A 15,955-nucleotide genomic window follows, 5' to 3' on the forward strand; every position below is an offset into this window, starting at 1 on the left:
AGATGAGCCCGACCCTATAAGACCGACTGGTCGGTTGGCCAGGAGGGGCCGTCCTGCGGACCCCGGTCCAGACATCGGCGGGCCGAGACGCATGAGGATGATCGGCGCGGGCGGCGGCCGGCCCGACATCCCGGGAGGCCGGGGGGAGGAGGGGGCATGGGGAGGAAGGCGGCAGAGGAAGCGGCGGGAGGCGGGCGGTGAGCGCCGTGGGCGCGCCGCGCCGATCCGGGTTCCGCTTCGACCCGCGCGCGGCGCGTGTGCTGCGGCTGTTCGGCGTCCGCCCGGAGACGGCCTGGGTGGCGGTCGGCGGGCGCGCGCTGGAGGTGCGTTTCGGTCCGTGGCGGGTGCGCACGCCCCGCCGCAACATCACCGGGGTGCGGCTCGGTGGCCCCTATCGGTGGCGGCGGGTGATCGGCGCGCGGATGTCGCTGCTGGACGGGGGCTGACGCTGGGCGGCAACGCCGAACGCGGTGTCTGTCTGCTGCTGCGTGTTCCCGTGCGCGGTATCGAACCGCTGGGACTGGTCCGCCATCGAGGTGTCACCCTCACCGTGGAACGGCCTGAGGAGCTGGTCCGGGCGTTGCGCGACTGAGGTCTTGGGCTCCGCCGGTCCGGGGGAGCCCGGGATTCGACGTTTTCATGCCTATGTATTATCTTCCCGGAAAGAAAGTCCCACCCGGGCGTGGTGACGGAACGCACGCATGAACCTCTGTCGCATTAGTTGAAATTTCAACTAGGTTGGGTGCGGGAAGCGCTACGGCGCGAACGTCTGAAAGGACTCACCATGAGCGAGAACGTCAAGCTCAGCGTCATCTACTACTCCTCCACCGGTGTCGGCTACGAGATCGCCCGCGAGATCGTCGAGACCGCGGAGAAGGAGGGCGCCGAGGTCCGCCTGCGCAAGGCCGCCGAGCTCGCGCCGGCCGCCGCCATCGAGAGCAACCCGGCCTGGGCCGCCAACGTCGAGGCCACCAAGGACGTCCCCGAGGCCACCGCCGACGACGTCGTGTGGGCCGACGCGGTGATCTTCGGCTCGCCGACCCGGTACGGCAACATCGCCTCCCAGCTCAAGCAGTTCATCGACACGCTCGGCCCGCAGTGGGCCCAGGGGCAGCTCGCCGACAAGGTCTACAGCGGCTTCACCTCCTCCGCCACCGCCCACGGCGGCCAGGAGTCCACGCTGCTCGCGCTGAGCAACACCTTCTACCACTTCGGTGGCATCATCGTGCCGCCCGGCTACACCGACGGCTCCAAGTTCGTCGACGGCAACCCCTACGGCACCTCCCACGTCGACGCCCAGGGCAACAACCCGGTCGACGAGACCACCCGCACCGCCGCGCAGGTCCAGGCCAAGCGCGTCGTGCGCGTCGCCCGCGCCCTCAAGGCCGGCGACCTCTAGGACGCGAGGGTCCTCCCGCGGCGGCGGACGCCGCAGACCCGGGGGAGGGGCGAGGGGTGCCGTGTCCCAGGACACGGCACCCCTTCGACCGTCGTGTCCGCCGTCCCCGCCCGTGGCCGGGAACGGCGGGCGGGATCACAGGTCGGAGGGGCGGATGCGAAACGCCTGTAGGCGCAGACCGTAGTACTTGTCGGTCTCGCCCACCCACTCCATGCCGATACGCCGCGCGGTCGCGATGGCGCGGGTGTTGGCCGGGCGGGCGACCGCGAACAGCTCCTCGACCCCCTGGGAGAAGGCCCAACGCGCCATCTCCCGGCCGGCCTCGCTCGCGTAGCCGTGCCCCCAGGCGTCCGGGCGCAGCTGCCAGCTCAGCTCGAAGTCCTCCTCGAAGGGGGGCAGCAGCCGTATCGACAGGCCGCCGATCACCGTCGCGTCGTCGCGACGCAGGATCGCCCAGCGCCCGGCCGGCGGCACCAGGTTGGGCTGCGCCTCCACCCAGGCCTCCAGCACCGAGCGCATCGCGCCCACGTCGCCCACGGGGCGCATGAGCGGTGTCAACCAGCGGGAGACCTCCTCGGAGCCGTAGACGGCGAACGCCGCTTCGGCGTCCTCCACCCTCCAGTCCTGGATCAGCAGTCGCTCGGTGCGCAGAGGTGGCGTCATATTCCGCATGCTAGCCAGCGGTGTGCCGGATTCCTATGGCAAGCCGAATTTCCTTCGGATCTCATTCGCCTTTGGCCAAGCCCGCGGCGAGGCTCGATCGAATCGGGGCCAAGGGGAGGAGCGCCGCCTGGTAGGCGTGATAGATGTCGGGTCGCCCACTCCAGACGGTGGCCGAGGGGCGGCCCTCAGGGTCGAGTTCGTGCCGCCAGGCGCCCGCGGAGCGGTCGGCGAAACGCCGGTCGGCAAGGTCCCACCAGGTGCGGTACCAGTCCTCGTAGCGCCGTTCCCCGGTGCGCGCGTGGAGGACGGCGGCCGCCGCGATCGCCTCGGCGATGACCCAGTGCATGCGTTCGCGCACCACGGGACGGTCGTTCCAGTCGAGCGTGTAGACGAACCCCTCGCCGCCGTCCACGGACCAGCCGCGACGCACTGCGGCCTCGAACATGGCCTCGGCGTCGTGGAGCAGCCAGGAAGGCGGGGTGGGCAGCGCCGTCTCCAGGTGCACCAGCAGCCGCGCCCACTCCAGCATGTGGCCCACCGTCACCCCGTAGGGGCGGAAGGGGTGCGCGCGCTGATCGGAGTTGTAGTCGGGCAGCGGCTCCCAGCCGGCCGAGTAGTGTTCAGGCAGCCGCCAGTCCCGCTCCGCGGCGATCTCGTGGACGAAGAAGCGGGCGATGCCCAGCGCGCGTTCGGCCCACACCGGGTCACCGGTGGCCGCGCCGACGGCGAGGAACGCCTCCACCATGTGCATGTTGCTGTTCGCGCCGCGGTAGTCCTCGGGGACGCTCCAGGCGCGGTCCCAGCTCTCCGCGCACCTCTCCTCGCCGGCGTCCCAGAAGTACCGTTCGACCACGGAGATCGCGTCGTCGAGCAGTTCCCGGGCGCCGGGCCGGCCGGCCGTCGCCGCGCTGGAGGCCGCCAGCAGCACGAAGGCGTGCTCGTAGGCGGACTTGCGGGTGTCGCCGGGCGCGCCGTCGGCGGAGAGCGAGCCGTACCAGCCGTCGTGCACCGTGTCGCGCAGCCCCGTGTCGCCGGCGTCCTCCCCGCCTCGGGGAACGCTGAGCGCCCGCACCCCGTGGTCGGCCAGCGGGCCGGCTCCGGGGATCCCCCGCAGGTGCTCCAGCGCGAAGACGTGGGTCATCCGGCAGGTGATCCAGGTGTGGACCCCCTGCTTCGGGTCGGGCCGCCCCTGGTCGTCCAGCCAGGCGAACCCGCTGGTGGGATGCTCGGCGGCCGAGGCGAAGGAGGCCTGCCGGCGGGCGTGCGCCGCCAGCCATGTCCGGTGCGCGGGCAGGGAGGTCCAAGGGCGGTTCATGGCGCGCTGCTCCGTTCGTCGTGGCTGTCGGGGTGACCCTACCCAGTGACCTCCCGGTGCTCCAGGGACGAGCCGCCGCCCGCCGGGCAGTACGCTTCAACGCGGCCATCGCGTCCCGGTGCGCGCCGCTGACCGAGCGGAGCACACCGAGGGGTGAGACGGCGGTTCCCGCCGGCCCCTCCATGCGCCCTGCCCCCGCAGCTCCTCCCCGGCCCCGTCCGTGACTCTTTGGAAAGCGTTCCCATGACCCGATCCCAGCGTGGCACCGGGGCGGTGCCGCCCGACACGTCCCCGACGCGGCCACGCCGTCACGCGCTGTGGCTCCTACTGGTTCCCGCGGTGCTCTACTGTCTCGCGCCGTTCGTGGCCAACCGGATCGAGCCCGTGATCCTGGGGATGCCGTTCCTGCTGCTGTGGATGGTCGCCGCGACGGTGATCAGCCCGCTCGTCATCTGGCTCGTCGCCCGACTGGACCCGATCTACCGGGCCGGCGCGCCGGAACCGGTGCCCGCCGACGACGCGCCGGCCCACGGGAGGAGGGTCAGGTGAGCACGCCGGCGATCGTCGCCACCACGATCTTCGCCCTGGCGATGGGGGCGACGGTGGCGATCGGGCTGTTCAGCGCGCGCGGCCGGGACAAGGGACTGGCCGAGTGGTCGGTCTCGGGCCGTGGCCTGGGGGTGCTGTTCATCTGGCTGCTGATGGCGGGGGAGTCCTACACCAGCTTCTCGTTCCTGGGCGCGGCCGGGTGGACCTTCTCCTACGGCGTGCCGATCCTGTACCTGGTGGCCTACCTGACCGTGGGGCTGGCCGTGGCCTACATCGTGGGGCCGCTGCTGTGGACCTACGCGGCCCGCCATGACCTGGTCTCCATCGCCGACATGGCCGAGCACCGTTTCCGCTCGCGCCGCATCGGCGTCGTGGTGGCGCTCACCGCGACGGTGTTCATCGTCCCCTACGTCCAGTTGCAGATCCAGGGAATGGGCGCGGTGGTCAACGCGATGAGCTACGGCGCGATCGACCTGGGCGTGGCCGCGGTCGTGTCGTTCGTCGTCGCCGAGACGTTCGTGCTGGTGTCGGGGCTGCGCGGCTCGGCGTGGGTGAGCGTGCTCAAGGATGTGCTCGTCATCGCGGTCGTGGTGTTCCTGGCGGTCTACATCCCGCTGCACTACTTCGACGGGCCGGGGGAGCTGATGCGCCGGATGATCGAGGAGCGGCCGGAGTGGCTGACGTTCCCCGGTCACGAGTCCGGCGGTCGCGGCGCCGCGTGGTTCGTCAGCACCGTCCTGCTCAACGCGGTGACCATCACGGTCTTTCCCACGACGGTCGCCGGCTATCTCAGCGCCAAGGACCCCAACGCGCTGCGGCGCAACTCCGTGCTGCTGCCCTGGTACCAGCTGTTGCTGTTCATCCCCATGATGATCGGCGCCGCGGCCCTGTTCGTCGTCCCCACCCTGGAGCAGGCCGATCTCGCCCTGTTCACCCTGGTCACCGACTCGTTGCCGGCGCCGGTGGTGGCGCTGGTCGGGGTGGCCGCGGCACTGTCGGCGATCGTTCCGATGAGCGTGTTCATGCTCGCCATCGGCACCCTGTGGGGGCGCACGATCCTGGGCGGCGGCAACGGCGCCGATCCGCGCGCCCGGCCGCGCCCGCGGCGCGACGAGACCCGTGACGTGCGCGACAAGCGTCTTTCCCAGGTGGTCTGCCTGGCGGCCGGTGTGGTCGCCCTGCTGGGCAGTCTCTTCTACCCCAGCGCCCTGGTGCAACTGTCGGTCCTGTCCTACCAGGGGCTGGCCCAGCTCGTCCCGGTCGTCTTGGTGGCCCTGCTGTGGCCGCGGATGACCGGAAAAGGGGCGATGGCCGGGCTGCTGGGCGGAATCGCGGTCATGCTCGGCCTGTGGGCCACGGGCAACGACCCGTTGTACGGGGTCAACGGCGGGATCATCGCGCTCGCGGTCAACCTGGCGGTCAACGTGGCGGTGTCGCTGTCCCGTCCCGCCTCCCGAGCGCGGGATGCGGCCACGGCGGGAACCGGCGGAGCGAGGTGAGGCCGGACCGGCAGGCCCGGTCCGGCCCCGCTCAGGCGCGCGCGGCGCGGGACAGGACGCGGTCGTAGAGCTCGATGTAGCGTTCGGCCATCGTGCCGGGGGTGAAGCGCAGCGCGGCCTCCTTGCGGCACTCGGCCGGATCGATCTCGTCGACGCGCCGCAGCAGTTCGGTGAACTCCTCCTCGTCCTCGCAGAGGAGGCCGGTGCGGCCGTGGTGGACCAGCTCGGGCAGGCAGCCCCGGGCGAACCCGACGACCGGCGCGCCGCACGAGAGCGCCTCCACCACGGCGGTCCCGCCGGGCTCGGCCCACAGGATCGGGAAGAGCGCGGCCCGCGCCGTGGCCAACAACGTGTCGCGCTCCTCCCCCTCGACGGTGCCGATCCAGCGCACCAGGTCGCCGTCGACGTGGGGACGCACCTGCTCGGCGTAGTAGCGCACGTCCGGGGCGTCGTGCCGTGGGTGGGCGGGGTCGTCCAGCGCCGCGCCCAGCTCCTCCTCGGTCTCGATGCCGTTGACCGGGCCGGCCAGGATCAGCGGTATCCCGAGCCGCCGGCAGACGCGCGCGGCGACGTGGACACCCTTGACCTCGGTGATACGGCCGAGCAGCACGACGTGCTCCCCCTTGGCGGGGGCGGGCCGCCGGTCGGCGTCGACGGCGAGCGGGGTGGCCAGGTGGACGTGGCCCACGCTGTGCGCGCGCAGCGCCCGTGGCGCCCGCCGCAGCTGCGACTCCGACACGCCGTTGACGAACACCCGCCCGTTGCCCTGGAAGGAGCCGTAGAAGTGCGGGTGTTTGCGCAGGTCCCAGTGGAGTGTGTGCAGGACCGGGGGCACCGCCCCTCCCGCCGCGTTGAGCGTCGCCAGTCCGGTGACCTCCATGTGGTCGTGCACCAGGTCGACGCCGCCACGCCCGAGCCGTCGCAGCACCCCCTGAAGGTGGGCGTGGGGGATCCCCATCGTGCGGTTGTAGGGACTTTGGATGTGGCCGAACATCCCGTCGTCGAACACGGTCACGTGCTCCTCGGCGGACAGCCTCGAGGACGCGACCCCGGCCAGGAGCACCCGCACCCCCCGCGCGCGCAGCTCCGGCACCAGCGTCGCGATCACATTCTCGATGCCGCCGTAGCCGCGCGGTGGGACGGGCAACCAGGGACCCGCGTTCACCAGGACGGTGAGGTCCCTCACAGCTCCCCCTCGGGGGCGAGCGATGAGGGCCGGGTCGCCAGCACGTCGGCCATGGGGGGACGCTCGGTGACGCGGATGTCGTGGTGGTTGGGCCGGTAGCCGACCGCGGTCCTGGTGAACTGGGCCAGTTCGGTCGAGGGGGGCTCCTGGCGGGTGATCAGTCCCCGCCGGTACAGCCGCGTCCACACGGTGTCGAGGATCTGGCCGGACATGCGGCCCAGGGCGGCGGAGGACTGGTTGGCGTGTTCGCGCACCCCGAGGTCGACCTGGGCGATCCCGTCCAGCCCCACCAGGTTGACGATGTCGATGAGCAGGCCGATCTCCACGCCGTACCCGCACACGAACGGGACGTTCTCCAGGAGCGAACGCCGGCCCGCGTACTCGCCGGCCAGGGGTTGCAGTATCCCCGACAGCTCCGGCCAGCACATGTTGATCAGGGGGCGGGCCAGTATCTCGGTGACGCGGCCCCCCTCGCACGGGGACACCGTGCCGTGTTCGGTGAGCGGCCGGTCGTAGCAGGCCTTGACGTAGGAGACGGTGGGATCGGCCAGGATCGGGCCGAGCAGCCCGGTCACGAAGTGCGGGGCGAAGTTGCGGATGTCGGAGTCGATGAACACGATCACGTCCCCGCTCGTGACGGCCAGGGACTTCCACAGCGCCTCCCCCTTGCCCCATAGAGGCGGCAGATCGGCCAGGATCTCGTCCTGGGCGACCACCAGCGCGCCCGCCGACGTCGCGACCAGCGCGGTGTCGTCGCTGGAGCGCGAGTCGATCACCACCAGTTCGTCGACCAACGGGAACTGGTCCATCAGGGACTCGCGGATGGAGCGGACGATTCCGCCGATGGTCTCGGCCTCGTCACGGGCCGGCAACACCACGCTGATCCGGCTGTCCCCCTTGGCGGCGAGGGCGTCGGGCGCGGGCCAGTCCCGCGCCGAGCTGGTGCGCCGCGCGAACCACGCGGCGGTCTCCGATGGCCACATCGAATGCGTCTCCTCACGGTCACGGCGCGCGGCGCTGTCCTGCCGCGCGAACCAGTGGGCCCAGGACGAAGGATGTTGGTGGATTTCGGATCGGATGTCATGACATGCCCGGGGCAACTGCCCTGGTCAGGCCATTTTGAACATGGGAAACGAGGTTTGCTTGGGACGGCGTGAGGCAGGTGGCCCGGGGTGAAGGAGACCTGTGACATCGGGATCATCGGCGCGGGTGGTGTCGCGGCCCGTCACGCCGATGTGCTCAGCGGGTTCGGCGATGCCCGGATCGCGGCCGTCGCCGACCCCGACGGCGAGCGGGCCGCCGCGCTGGCGGGCCGCCATGGTGCCCGCGCCTATCGGGACCACGTGGCCATGCTGGAGTCCGAGGCGTTGGACGCCGTCTATGTGTGCGTGCCGCCGTTCGCGCACGGCCCACCCGAGCACGCCGTCATCGAGGCGGGGCTGCCGATGTTCGTCGAGAAGCCGATCGCGATCGACCTGGCGGTCGCCGAGGAGATCGCCCGGCGGGTGGCCGCCGCCGGCACGCTCACCGCGGTGGGCCACCAGTGGCGCTACCTGCGGGTGGCCGAGCGGGCCCGTGAGCTGATGGCCGGCCGTGAGGTCCGGATGCTGTTGGGCCACTGGCTGGACAAGGTCCCGCCCGTGGCCTGGTGGTCCCGGCTGGACGGATCGGGCGGCCAGGTCGTCGAGCAGGCCGCCCACGTCATCGACCTCGCCCGGCTGTTGGCCGGCGAGGTCGCCGAGGTGCACGCGCTGGAGTCGCGGACCCGCGCCGGCGGCGCGCCCGACTCCGACGTCGCCGCGGCGACGATCGCCAACCTGGAATTCCAGAACGGGGCCGTGGGGAACCTCGCCGCCACCTGTCTGCTGGCCTGGAAGCACCGGGCCGGCCTGGAGGTCTACGCCGAGGGGCTGGCGATGGAGCTGTCGGAGTCGTGGCTGCGCGTCCACACGGGGGCCGCCCCCGATGTGGTCGAGGACGAGGGACTGGCCAAGACACGCATCGACCGCGCCTTCGTCGACGCCGTGCGCGGCCTCGACGACGACGTGCGCACCGACTACGCCGACGCGCTGCGCACCCACCGTGTGGCCTGCGCGATCGCGCGCTCGGCGGTGACCGGACGTCGTGTGGCGGTGGAGGAGGGGGCGCTGTGGTGACGCGCGCGCTGTGGGCGCTGGAGCCCGGCCGGGTCGAGTTCGTCGAGGAGCCGCACACCCCGTTGCCCGAGGGAGGGTTTCGGGTGGAGACCCTGTACAGCGGGCTGTCCGCGGGAACGGAGCTGACCTTCGTCAAGGGGACCAACCCCGCGGTGCTCACCGGCTGGGACGCGGCCCTGGGGTTGTTCACCGGAGAGCCGAACGGCGGCGGCTATCCGGTCCGCAAACTCGGCTACATGCAGGTCGGTCGGGTGACGGAGGCGCGCTCCGCGGCCGTCCGACCGGGATGGCTCGTGGCGATGACCTACGGCCACCGCACCGACTACACCGCCGACCCGCGCGCCGACCGTTTCGTCCGACTGCCCGAGGACCTCGACCCCCTCCTCGGGATCTACGTCGCGCACATGGGCCCCATCTGCGCCAACGGCCTGTTGCACGCCGCCGCCGACGTGCACGGCGGCGACGTCCGTTCCCTGGGGGACGGGGTGCGCGGACGCAAGGTGGCGGTGGTCGGCGCGGGGGTGGTGGGGGTGCTCACCGCCCTCTTCGCCGCGCACCACGGCGCGGCCGAGGTGGTGGTGGTCGACCCGACGCCGTCACGGCGAGCGACGTGTCGGGGCCTCGGGCTGGAGGCCATGGACCCCGACGAGGTCGACGTCGGACGGGCGTTGAAAGAGCGGTGGCGGCACGGCCCCGGCGACCACGGGGCCGACGTCGTCTTCCAGTGCCGCGGACGGTCCCGGGCGCTGGCCGTGGCGCTGCGCGCGCTGCGCCCCCAGGGCAGCGTCATCGACCTGGCCTTCTACACCGACAACGCGGCGGAGGTGTGCCTGGGCGAGGAGTTCCACCACAACGGGCTGGGGATCCGTTGCGCCCAGATCGGCCGGGTGCCGCGTGGCCTGGCCCACCTGTGGGACCGTGAGCGCCTGTCGGCGGAGACGATCGACCTGTTGCGCGCGCGTGGCGCCGACGTGCGCGAGCGGCTGGTCACCGACCTGGTCCCGTTGGAGGAGGCGCCCGCGCTCATGGCCGACGTCGCCGAGCGGCGGCGACACGTCGTCCAGGCCGTGTTCACCGTCGACGGGGGAGGACCGTCCGCCGGCTCACGGTCCTACCGGTAACGCGACGTACGCCCGGACGGTCCGTGTTCGTCATACCCCTTCCCTAAGGTCTCCCTCGTGCTCGCGTCCCCCAGGCGCGACACTCCCCCGTTGTCCCGCTCCCACGGGCGGGCCGTCCGGTCCCCATGGTGTCCTCGCTGGTGGTCGCGTTGCGTCGATGCGGGGTCGCATGGTGCGACGGCAGGGCACGGGAAGGCAACGAAGAGGCAACGGTTGTCCGCTCAAACGAGCGGATATGCCCGCCCCTCGCTATGTTGAAACCCCCATTTTTCACTTTTCTGGAGATGTCATGATTTCGGGAACGTTCCAGTCGCGCGCGGGCCGCGTGATCACCGCCGCCGGCGCCACCGCCGCGGTGGTGGGGCTGTCCGGCTGCGGTCTGCTCGGCACGGAGAGCGTGCTCATGCTCTCTGTGGGCGACTGCCTGCCCGCCGCGGCCGAGGGCGAGCTCGCCGCGGTCGAGACCATTTCGTGTGAGGAGCCGCACGACTCCGAGATCTACGCCTCCAGCACGATGGAGGGGGACGAGTACCCCGGTGACGACGCGGTCATCACGGCCGCCGAGGAGAAGTGCCTCGCCGAGTTCGAGGGGTTCGTGGGCATGGCCTACGAGGAGTCGGAGCTGGACATCAGCTACATGTACCCCACCCAGGAGTCCTGGGAGACGCTGGACGACCGCGAGATCCTCTGCATGATCTACGACCCCGCCGGCGACACCACCGGCACGCTGGAGCAGGCCGGTCGCTGACGACCGTCCACGCCCCGTACGGGGGCAGGGGCGGGACCGCCGTGGGGCCCGTGACACCGCCGCACCGGTGTCACGGGCCCCACGGCCGTCGCGGTGCGCTACCCGTGCGAGAGCGGGGTCGCGGTGTCGTCGTCGTGGTCGGGGTCGTAACGGGTGGGCTCGGCCGGCAGCGTGTAACGCTCGTCCACCGCGGCGGCGATCCGCTCCCGGCTCTCGCGGGGGTCCAGCTCCGCGTCCTCCTCGACCTCGCGGACCGCGTCGGCGAGCTCGTCGTCGCGTACCGCCTCCGCCATCCACCGGGAGTAGTCGTTGCGGCGCAGGTGGTGCGTCCAGGTCTCGTCGTCCACCCCCTCGGCCAGTTCCAGGAAGGTGTGCAGGTTGCGCGCGCGCAGGTGCAGCCGTTCCTCGGGGCCGGTGAAGTAGAAGCTCTTGTCCGGAGACATCGTTCCGGCCGCGTACTTGCGGATGTGCCGGCTGCGGTCGGCCTCACCGGGGGTGAGCCGGACCCGTACCGCCTTGTCCTCCCCGGTGCGCCACAGCGTGATGAGGGAGGACGTCGCGTCCGGCTCCTCGTCGCCGTGCAGCCGGGGAACCGGGCACCCCCGCACGTCGGCGAAGGCCCGCAGCGTCTGCGAGGGATCGGCGCCGACGCCGATGACCGTGTCGACCTGTTCCAGCGCGCGCCGGGCCAGGGTCTCGGGGTGCACCGTGATCATCATCAAGCCGCCGAAGTCGCGCAGGTCGCTCACCGGCAGGTCGGCGAGTTCGGTCGGCATCAGGTGGTGCGCCTCGTCCACCACGGTCCAGTGGGGATGGCCGAGCCGGCTGCGCAGCCCGGCCAGGCGGGGCAGCAGGTCGGCGAAGAACGCCGGCCGGTCGCGTAGCGGCACCGCGAGGAGGTTCACCACGGCGCTGTGGCCGGGATCCTCCAGCAGCCGCAGCACCTCGTCGGCCAGGGGCGCGCGGGTCGGGTCGCCCAGCACGGTGGCGCCGTCGAAGTCGGTGTAGTCCCCCTCGGGGTCGATGACACAGTACTGGTAGCCCGCCTCGCCCAGCCGTTCCAGCAGCGCCGACGTCGTGGTCGACTTACCGCTGCCCGACGGGCCGGCGACCGCGACCACGCTGCCGTAGGGCGGGATCGTCACCGGCTCGCCCTGGGAGGTTCCCAGCAGCACGTCGTGCCGCGACATCGCGACATCGGCGAGGTCGCCGTCCACGAGGTCGCGCGCGAGATCGGCGACGCCCGCCCCCGCGGGGCGCTCCAGAACCAGGTCGCAGCGGTGCTTCAGCGCGTCCAGGGCATTGGCGACGGCGGCCCCGCACTCGCACGCCGCCAGCATGGCGTGGTCGTTCTCGGCGTCGCCCACCGCGACCACGTTGTGCGGTGACACCCGCAGCCGCTCCAGCGCGGCGCGCAGCCCGGTCGCCTTGTTCACCCCGGGCGGCAGCACCATCACGGCGCCCTTGTTGTGGATGAGCTGGAGCTCCAGGCCGAGTTCCCGGATCGCTTCCAACGCCGTGCGGTCGTGCGGCTCTCGGGTGGCGATGAGCACCCGGCCGACCCCGAGCGGTTCGACCCCGGCCGCGCGCAACCGATCGACCAGTTCGGGCGGTGCGGCCTCGGCCAGATCGTGCACCGCGCGCCGCCCCGGCTCGTACAGCACACCGCCGTTCTCGGCCACGATCGCGTCGAACAGGTCCGCGTGGGGGAACACGTCCAGCAGGTCGTCCAGTTCCCGCCCCGTCACCAGCAGCAGCCTGCGCCCCGAGCGGGAGACCCGTTCCAGCGCCGCCATGGTCTCCTCGTCGACCTCGCCTCGCTCGGCGATCGTGCCATCGAAGTCGCAGGCCAGAGCGTGATAGCGCATTTCCACTCCCGGGGGCGGTCGTCGATGCCGTCGCCTTTCACCTGTCCCGCCCCACGTGCTTTACACCTGCGACGGGGCGGGGAGGGATAGGGGAAGGCCGACCTTCTCGGGGGTGACCCGGTGCGCACGGTGGAGCTGCTGTTCGATCCCGGCCTGGAGGCGGCGGTCGCCGCGGCCTGGGACCGCCTGGCCGCCGCGGGACTGCCCAGCCTGGCCCACCACACCCATCCCAGCAACCGTCCGCACGTGACGTTGGGGACCGCCACGACACTGCCGAGCCGCGCCCGCGCCGGGGTCGAGGCGGCGCTCGCGGCCCTGCCGCTACCGGTGGGGCTGGGCGGCCTGGTGACCTTCCCCGGACGCCGCCGGGCGCTGGTGTGGGAGGTGACGCCCTCCCCGGGACTGCGGGAGCTCCAGGCGGCGGTCTGGCGGGCGCTGCCGGAGGACCCCCGGCGTAATCCGGTGCACCGGCCCCGGAACTGGCGGCCGCACGCGACCCTGGCCCGCTCGGCCTCGCCCGGCCGGATCGCCGAGGCCGCCGAGCTCCTCGCCGATCTCCCCCGGCCCCGGGGGCACCTCGTGGCCGCGCGCAGCTACGACGACCACTCCCGCACCGTGGCGCGGTTGGTGCCCCGGCCCTGAGCGGGACGGGGCACCAGCGGGGTCAGGGTTTGCGCAGGACGCCCCCCATCTCCCAGATGTTCTTGGCGCTGTCGGAACGGCCGAGGTAGGGACGCAGCGGCTCGGGGACCGGCGGCAGCGGCGGCTGGCCCGGGTCGGGATGCCAGCCGGTGATGTCGATCAGACCGGGCTCCAGGGGCTCCAGCCCCTCGACGAAGGCGTGCAACTCCGCCGGGCGGCGCACGCGCCCCCACGGCCCCATCGCGAGCATGCCCTTGGTGAAAGCGTCGCCCGCCGCAACGTCCTCGCTGATCAGGTGGGACAGGGCCAGGTGACTGCCGGAGGGCACGGCCTCCAGCATGGTCCACAGCGCGCCACGGGGGTCGGCCTCGTCGGGCAGGCAGTGCAGCACCGAGAAGTACAGCAGGCCCACCGGCTGGGAGAAGTCGATCAGTGAGCGGATCTCGTCTTGGGCGAGGATCTCGTCGGAGCGGGCCATGTCCGCGGTGATGACAGTGGTGCCGGGGTTGTCGGCGAGGATCGCCCGGCCGTGCGCGAGCACGATCGGATCGATGTCGACGTAGGCCACCCGGGCGTCGGGCTGGAACTCCTGGGCGACCTGGTGGACGTTGTGCGAGGTGGGCAGGCCCGACCCCATGTCGATGAACTGCTTGATGCCCAGGTCACGGGCGAGGTGGCGGACCGCGCGGTACAGGAAGAGACGGTTCTCCCTGGCCACGTCGAGCATTTCCGGCGTGATCTTGGCCAGGGCGAGGGCCGCCTCGCGGTCGACGGGGAAGTTGTCCTTGCCACCCATCCCGTAGTCGTAGATGCGCGCGACGGAGGGGCGCGTCATGTCGATTTCAGGTATGGGACGGCTCGGCTCGGACATTCTCGGAAAATCAGTCATTGGGGGGCTCCATCCGGTTTTTCGCATCATAGAAGTTCGAAAGGGAACGGCGAAGCCGTTTCAATGATCGAAAACCCGTATCTGGCCTGAATCGCTCATCGACCCCGCGGTTTCGACGCCGTACCGATCACGGCCGGAGGACGTGCCGGTCCAACCAGTCGATCGCCACGTCGCACACCTCGTCCAGGGCGCCCGGTTCCGTGAACAGGTGGGAGGCGCCCGGAACCACGTGCAGCCGGTTGGGGCAGTACAGACGTTGCATCGCCCCCTGGTTCAGCGCGAGCACGTCATCGTCGGCGCCGCCCACCACGAGCAGTACCGGGGCGCGCACGGTCTCCAAGACGTTGTCGGCGAGATCGGGTCGGCCTCCGCGGGAGACGAGGGCGTGGATCGTCTCCGGTCGGGCGGCGGCGGTGATCAACGCCGCGGCGGCCCCGGTGCTCGCGCCGAACAGCGCGACGGGAAGGCCCGCGGCGGGGGAGGAGGCGGTCAACCAGTCCACGGCCCCGGTCAGCCGCTCCCCGAGTAGTTCGATGTCGAAACGCAGCTCCCCGGTGACCCGGTCCCGGGCTTCCTCCTCCTCGTCGAGCAGGTCGAACAGCAGGGTCGCGAACCGAGCCCGGTTGAGCGCCTCGGCCACCGCGCGGTTCCGCGGGCTCAGCCGGGAGCTTCCGCTTCCGTGGGCGAACACCACCACCCCTCTGGCCTCGGGGAACAGGGTGAGGTCACCGGGAAGAGCGGTCCGCGCCGTTTGGACCGTGACGTTGGTGGTGTCCATCGTTCCTCGCCTTCGCGCTACGGGCCGGCCGGGTGGTCGGCCCGGGATCGGTGGCGGAGGATGCGGCTACCCCGATGTGCCCCCGGTACCCGTCGATCGGCGCCTCCCCACGCAACCCGTTGCGACTTTGAGTAACGTTCCGATTGCAGATCGTTAGGGGGGGTAAGCGTCCCGGGGCGCCTTCGACGGCGCGACCACGGCAGACCACGAAAGGGAGTGATCGACATGGGTGCTCGCCTCGGACGGGCCGTCGCCACGACGATCGGCGCCGCGGTGCTCGCCACCGCGGGCGCGCAGCCCGCCTCGGCGGGGGACGTGGGGGACACGATCCACTGCGCCTCCTTCCTCGGCGGGCAGACGCGCTCGGGCGAGATCGTCGCGGTGCGCGGCGAGGGCGGGGCACCGCCCTACCTGGTGGAATGGGAGGACGGGCGCGAAACCATCTTGACCGACGACGACAACTGCATCGTCCGCGCCGCCCCGCCGGAGCAGGCCCCGGTCCAGCCGGCCCCCGCCGAGGAGGCGGCCACCGTCTGAGCAGGGGCCGCCGGTAGCAGTCCGCCCGCCCCGTGAGGGGACCACCCGGCGAAAACGGGTAGCGGGCCCGCCATGCACACCACGACCATCGGGCTCCTCGCCGGAGCCGCGGGGACCACCGCGCTCGACGCGGTCAGCTACCTGGACATGGCGTTGCGCGGCCGGCCGGCCAGCAGCACTCCGCAGCAGAGCGTCCAACGACTCTCCGAGCTCGCAGGAGTCGACCTGGGGGAAGGGGAGGAGGCCGACAACCGCCGCTCCGGTTGGGGAGCCCTCTTGGGCTATGCCACCGGCGTCGGGGTCGGCCTCCTGTACGCGACCGCGGTTCGGCGACGCACCCCCTGGGCGATCGACGCCGCCGCGCTCACCGTGGCGGCCATGGTCGGCTCGACCGCGCCGATGACCCTGCTCGGCATCACCGACCCGCGACGCTGGAGCGCCACCGACTGGCTCTCCGACCTGCTGCCCCACCTCGCCTACGGAACGGTCGCGGCGGCCGCCCTGCGCCTGCCCGGCGCCGGGTGTGACGGCCGCGCGCATGCCGCCCGGGGCCGGGGGTAGCCGGATCCCGGGCCGCCGCGCCCGCGGCGGTCCGGAGTCCTTGG

17 protein-coding genes are annotated in these 15,955 nt (G+C 72.0%); 10 read left to right on the plus strand and 7 right to left on the minus strand.

Features of this window, described 5'->3' with window-relative positions:
• The first annotated feature begins 197 nt into the window (after positions 1 to 197).
• Together B5D66_RS06770 and wrbA are read left to right on the plus strand one after the other, a co-directional pair.
• Complete coding sequence (locus B5D66_RS06770; RefSeq protein WP_078760769.1) at positions 198 to 446, plus strand: hypothetical protein; 249 nt, start codon at positions 198 to 200, stop codon at positions 444 to 446.
• Between the two features lie 338 nt (positions 447 to 784).
• Complete coding sequence (gene wrbA / locus B5D66_RS06775) at positions 785 to 1,399, plus strand: NAD(P)H:quinone oxidoreductase (protein WP_078760770.1); 615 nt, start codon at positions 785 to 787, stop codon at positions 1,397 to 1,399.
• A gap of 135 nt (positions 1,400 to 1,534) precedes the next feature.
• Here the strand turns inward: wrbA and B5D66_RS06780 are convergent, their stop codons facing one another.
• The gene (locus B5D66_RS06780; protein ID WP_078760771.1) at positions 1,535 to 2,062 is read right to left on the minus strand and encodes a GNAT family N-acetyltransferase; all 528 of its coding nucleotides are present in this window, start codon (positions 2,060 to 2,062) and stop codon (positions 1,535 to 1,537) included.
• A gap of 61 nt (positions 2,063 to 2,123) precedes the next feature.
• Complete coding sequence (locus B5D66_RS06785) at positions 2,124 to 3,377, minus strand: AGE family epimerase/isomerase (protein ID WP_078760772.1); 1,254 nt, start codon at positions 3,375 to 3,377, stop codon at positions 2,124 to 2,126.
• Between the two features lie 243 nt (positions 3,378 to 3,620).
• Here B5D66_RS06785 and B5D66_RS06790 point away from each other — a divergent pair, with 243 nt between their 5' ends.
• Both B5D66_RS06790 and B5D66_RS06795 read left to right on the plus strand, forming a co-directional pair.
• Positions 3,621 to 3,926 carry a DUF3311 domain-containing protein gene (locus tag B5D66_RS06790; RefSeq protein ID WP_078760773.1) on the plus strand — a complete coding sequence of 102 codons (306 nt, stop codon included), beginning with the start codon at positions 3,621 to 3,623 and terminating at the stop codon, positions 3,924 to 3,926.
• Positions 3,923 to 5,425: a sodium:solute symporter family protein gene (locus B5D66_RS06795; RefSeq protein ID WP_078760774.1), complete on the plus strand. Its 1,503-nt coding sequence runs from the start codon at positions 3,923 to 3,925 to the stop codon at positions 5,423 to 5,425. Before B5D66_RS06790 ends, B5D66_RS06795 begins: the two co-directional genes overlap by 4 nt.
• A gap of 31 nt (positions 5,426 to 5,456) precedes the next feature.
• Here the strand turns inward: B5D66_RS06795 and B5D66_RS06800 are convergent, their stop codons facing one another.
• On the minus strand, positions 5,457 to 6,611 hold the full coding sequence (locus tag B5D66_RS06800; protein WP_200813550.1) for a glycosyltransferase: 1,155 nt from the start codon (positions 6,609 to 6,611) through the stop codon (positions 5,457 to 5,459).
• Positions 6,608 to 7,594: a glucosyl-3-phosphoglycerate synthase gene (locus B5D66_RS06805; RefSeq protein WP_078760775.1), complete on the minus strand. Its 987-nt coding sequence runs from the start codon at positions 7,592 to 7,594 to the stop codon at positions 6,608 to 6,610. Before B5D66_RS06805 ends, B5D66_RS06800 begins: the two co-directional genes overlap by 4 nt.
• Positions 7,595 to 7,783: 189 nt before the next feature.
• Between B5D66_RS06805 and B5D66_RS06810 the strand changes: the two genes are divergently transcribed.
• The 3 genes from B5D66_RS06810 (at position 7,784) to B5D66_RS06820 (ending at position 10,636) form a co-directional block, all read left to right on the plus strand.
• Entirely contained in the window at positions 7,784 to 8,767 is a 984-nt protein-coding gene (locus B5D66_RS06810; RefSeq protein WP_200813551.1) for a Gfo/Idh/MocA family protein, read from the plus strand.
• Complete coding sequence (locus B5D66_RS06815) at positions 8,761 to 9,888, plus strand: zinc-dependent alcohol dehydrogenase (protein WP_078760776.1); 1,128 nt, start codon at positions 8,761 to 8,763, stop codon at positions 9,886 to 9,888. Before B5D66_RS06810 ends, B5D66_RS06815 begins: the two co-directional genes overlap by 7 nt.
• A gap of 289 nt (positions 9,889 to 10,177) precedes the next feature.
• Complete coding sequence (locus B5D66_RS06820; RefSeq protein WP_078760777.1) at positions 10,178 to 10,636, plus strand: septum formation family protein; 459 nt, start codon at positions 10,178 to 10,180, stop codon at positions 10,634 to 10,636.
• 98 nt (positions 10,637 to 10,734) lie between these two features.
• On the opposite strand, the gene B5D66_RS06825 is transcribed toward B5D66_RS06820, so the two are convergent.
• Positions 10,735 to 12,504 carry an HAD family hydrolase gene (locus B5D66_RS06825; RefSeq protein WP_078760778.1) on the minus strand — a complete coding sequence of 590 codons (1,770 nt, stop codon included), beginning with the start codon at positions 12,502 to 12,504 and terminating at the stop codon, positions 10,735 to 10,737.
• Positions 12,505 to 12,624: 120 nt separating this feature from the next.
• Between B5D66_RS06825 and B5D66_RS06830 the strand changes: the two genes are divergently transcribed.
• Positions 12,625 to 13,146, plus strand: a complete 522-nt coding sequence (locus tag B5D66_RS06830; RefSeq protein WP_078760779.1) for a 2'-5' RNA ligase family protein — start codon at positions 12,625 to 12,627, stop codon at positions 13,144 to 13,146.
• 22 nt (positions 13,147 to 13,168) lie between these two features.
• On the opposite strand, the gene B5D66_RS06835 is transcribed toward B5D66_RS06830, so the two are convergent.
• Entirely contained in the window at positions 13,169 to 13,981 is an 813-nt protein-coding gene (locus tag B5D66_RS06835; RefSeq protein ID WP_235000817.1) for an SAM-dependent methyltransferase, read from the minus strand.
• Positions 13,982 to 14,162: 181 nt separating this feature from the next.
• Complete coding sequence (locus B5D66_RS06840; protein WP_078760781.1) at positions 14,163 to 14,813, minus strand: dienelactone hydrolase family protein; 651 nt, start codon at positions 14,811 to 14,813, stop codon at positions 14,163 to 14,165.
• A gap of 225 nt (positions 14,814 to 15,038) precedes the next feature.
• Between B5D66_RS06840 and B5D66_RS06850 the strand changes: the two genes are divergently transcribed.
• Both B5D66_RS06850 and B5D66_RS06855 read left to right on the plus strand, forming a co-directional pair.
• Positions 15,039 to 15,350 carry a DUF1918 domain-containing protein gene (locus B5D66_RS06850; protein WP_144390004.1) on the plus strand — a complete coding sequence of 104 codons (312 nt, stop codon included), beginning with the start codon at positions 15,039 to 15,041 and terminating at the stop codon, positions 15,348 to 15,350.
• Between the two features lie 72 nt (positions 15,351 to 15,422).
• Positions 15,423 to 15,911, plus strand: coding sequence for a hypothetical protein (locus tag B5D66_RS06855; RefSeq protein ID WP_078760784.1), 489 nt, complete (start codon positions 15,423 to 15,425; stop codon positions 15,909 to 15,911).
• The last annotated feature ends 44 nt before the right edge of the window (positions 15,912 to 15,955 follow it).

The sequence above is a fragment of the Marinactinospora thermotolerans DSM 45154 genome (assembly GCF_900167435.1).
Taxonomy (GTDB): domain Bacteria; phylum Actinomycetota; class Actinomycetes; order Streptosporangiales; family Streptosporangiaceae; genus Marinactinospora; species Marinactinospora thermotolerans.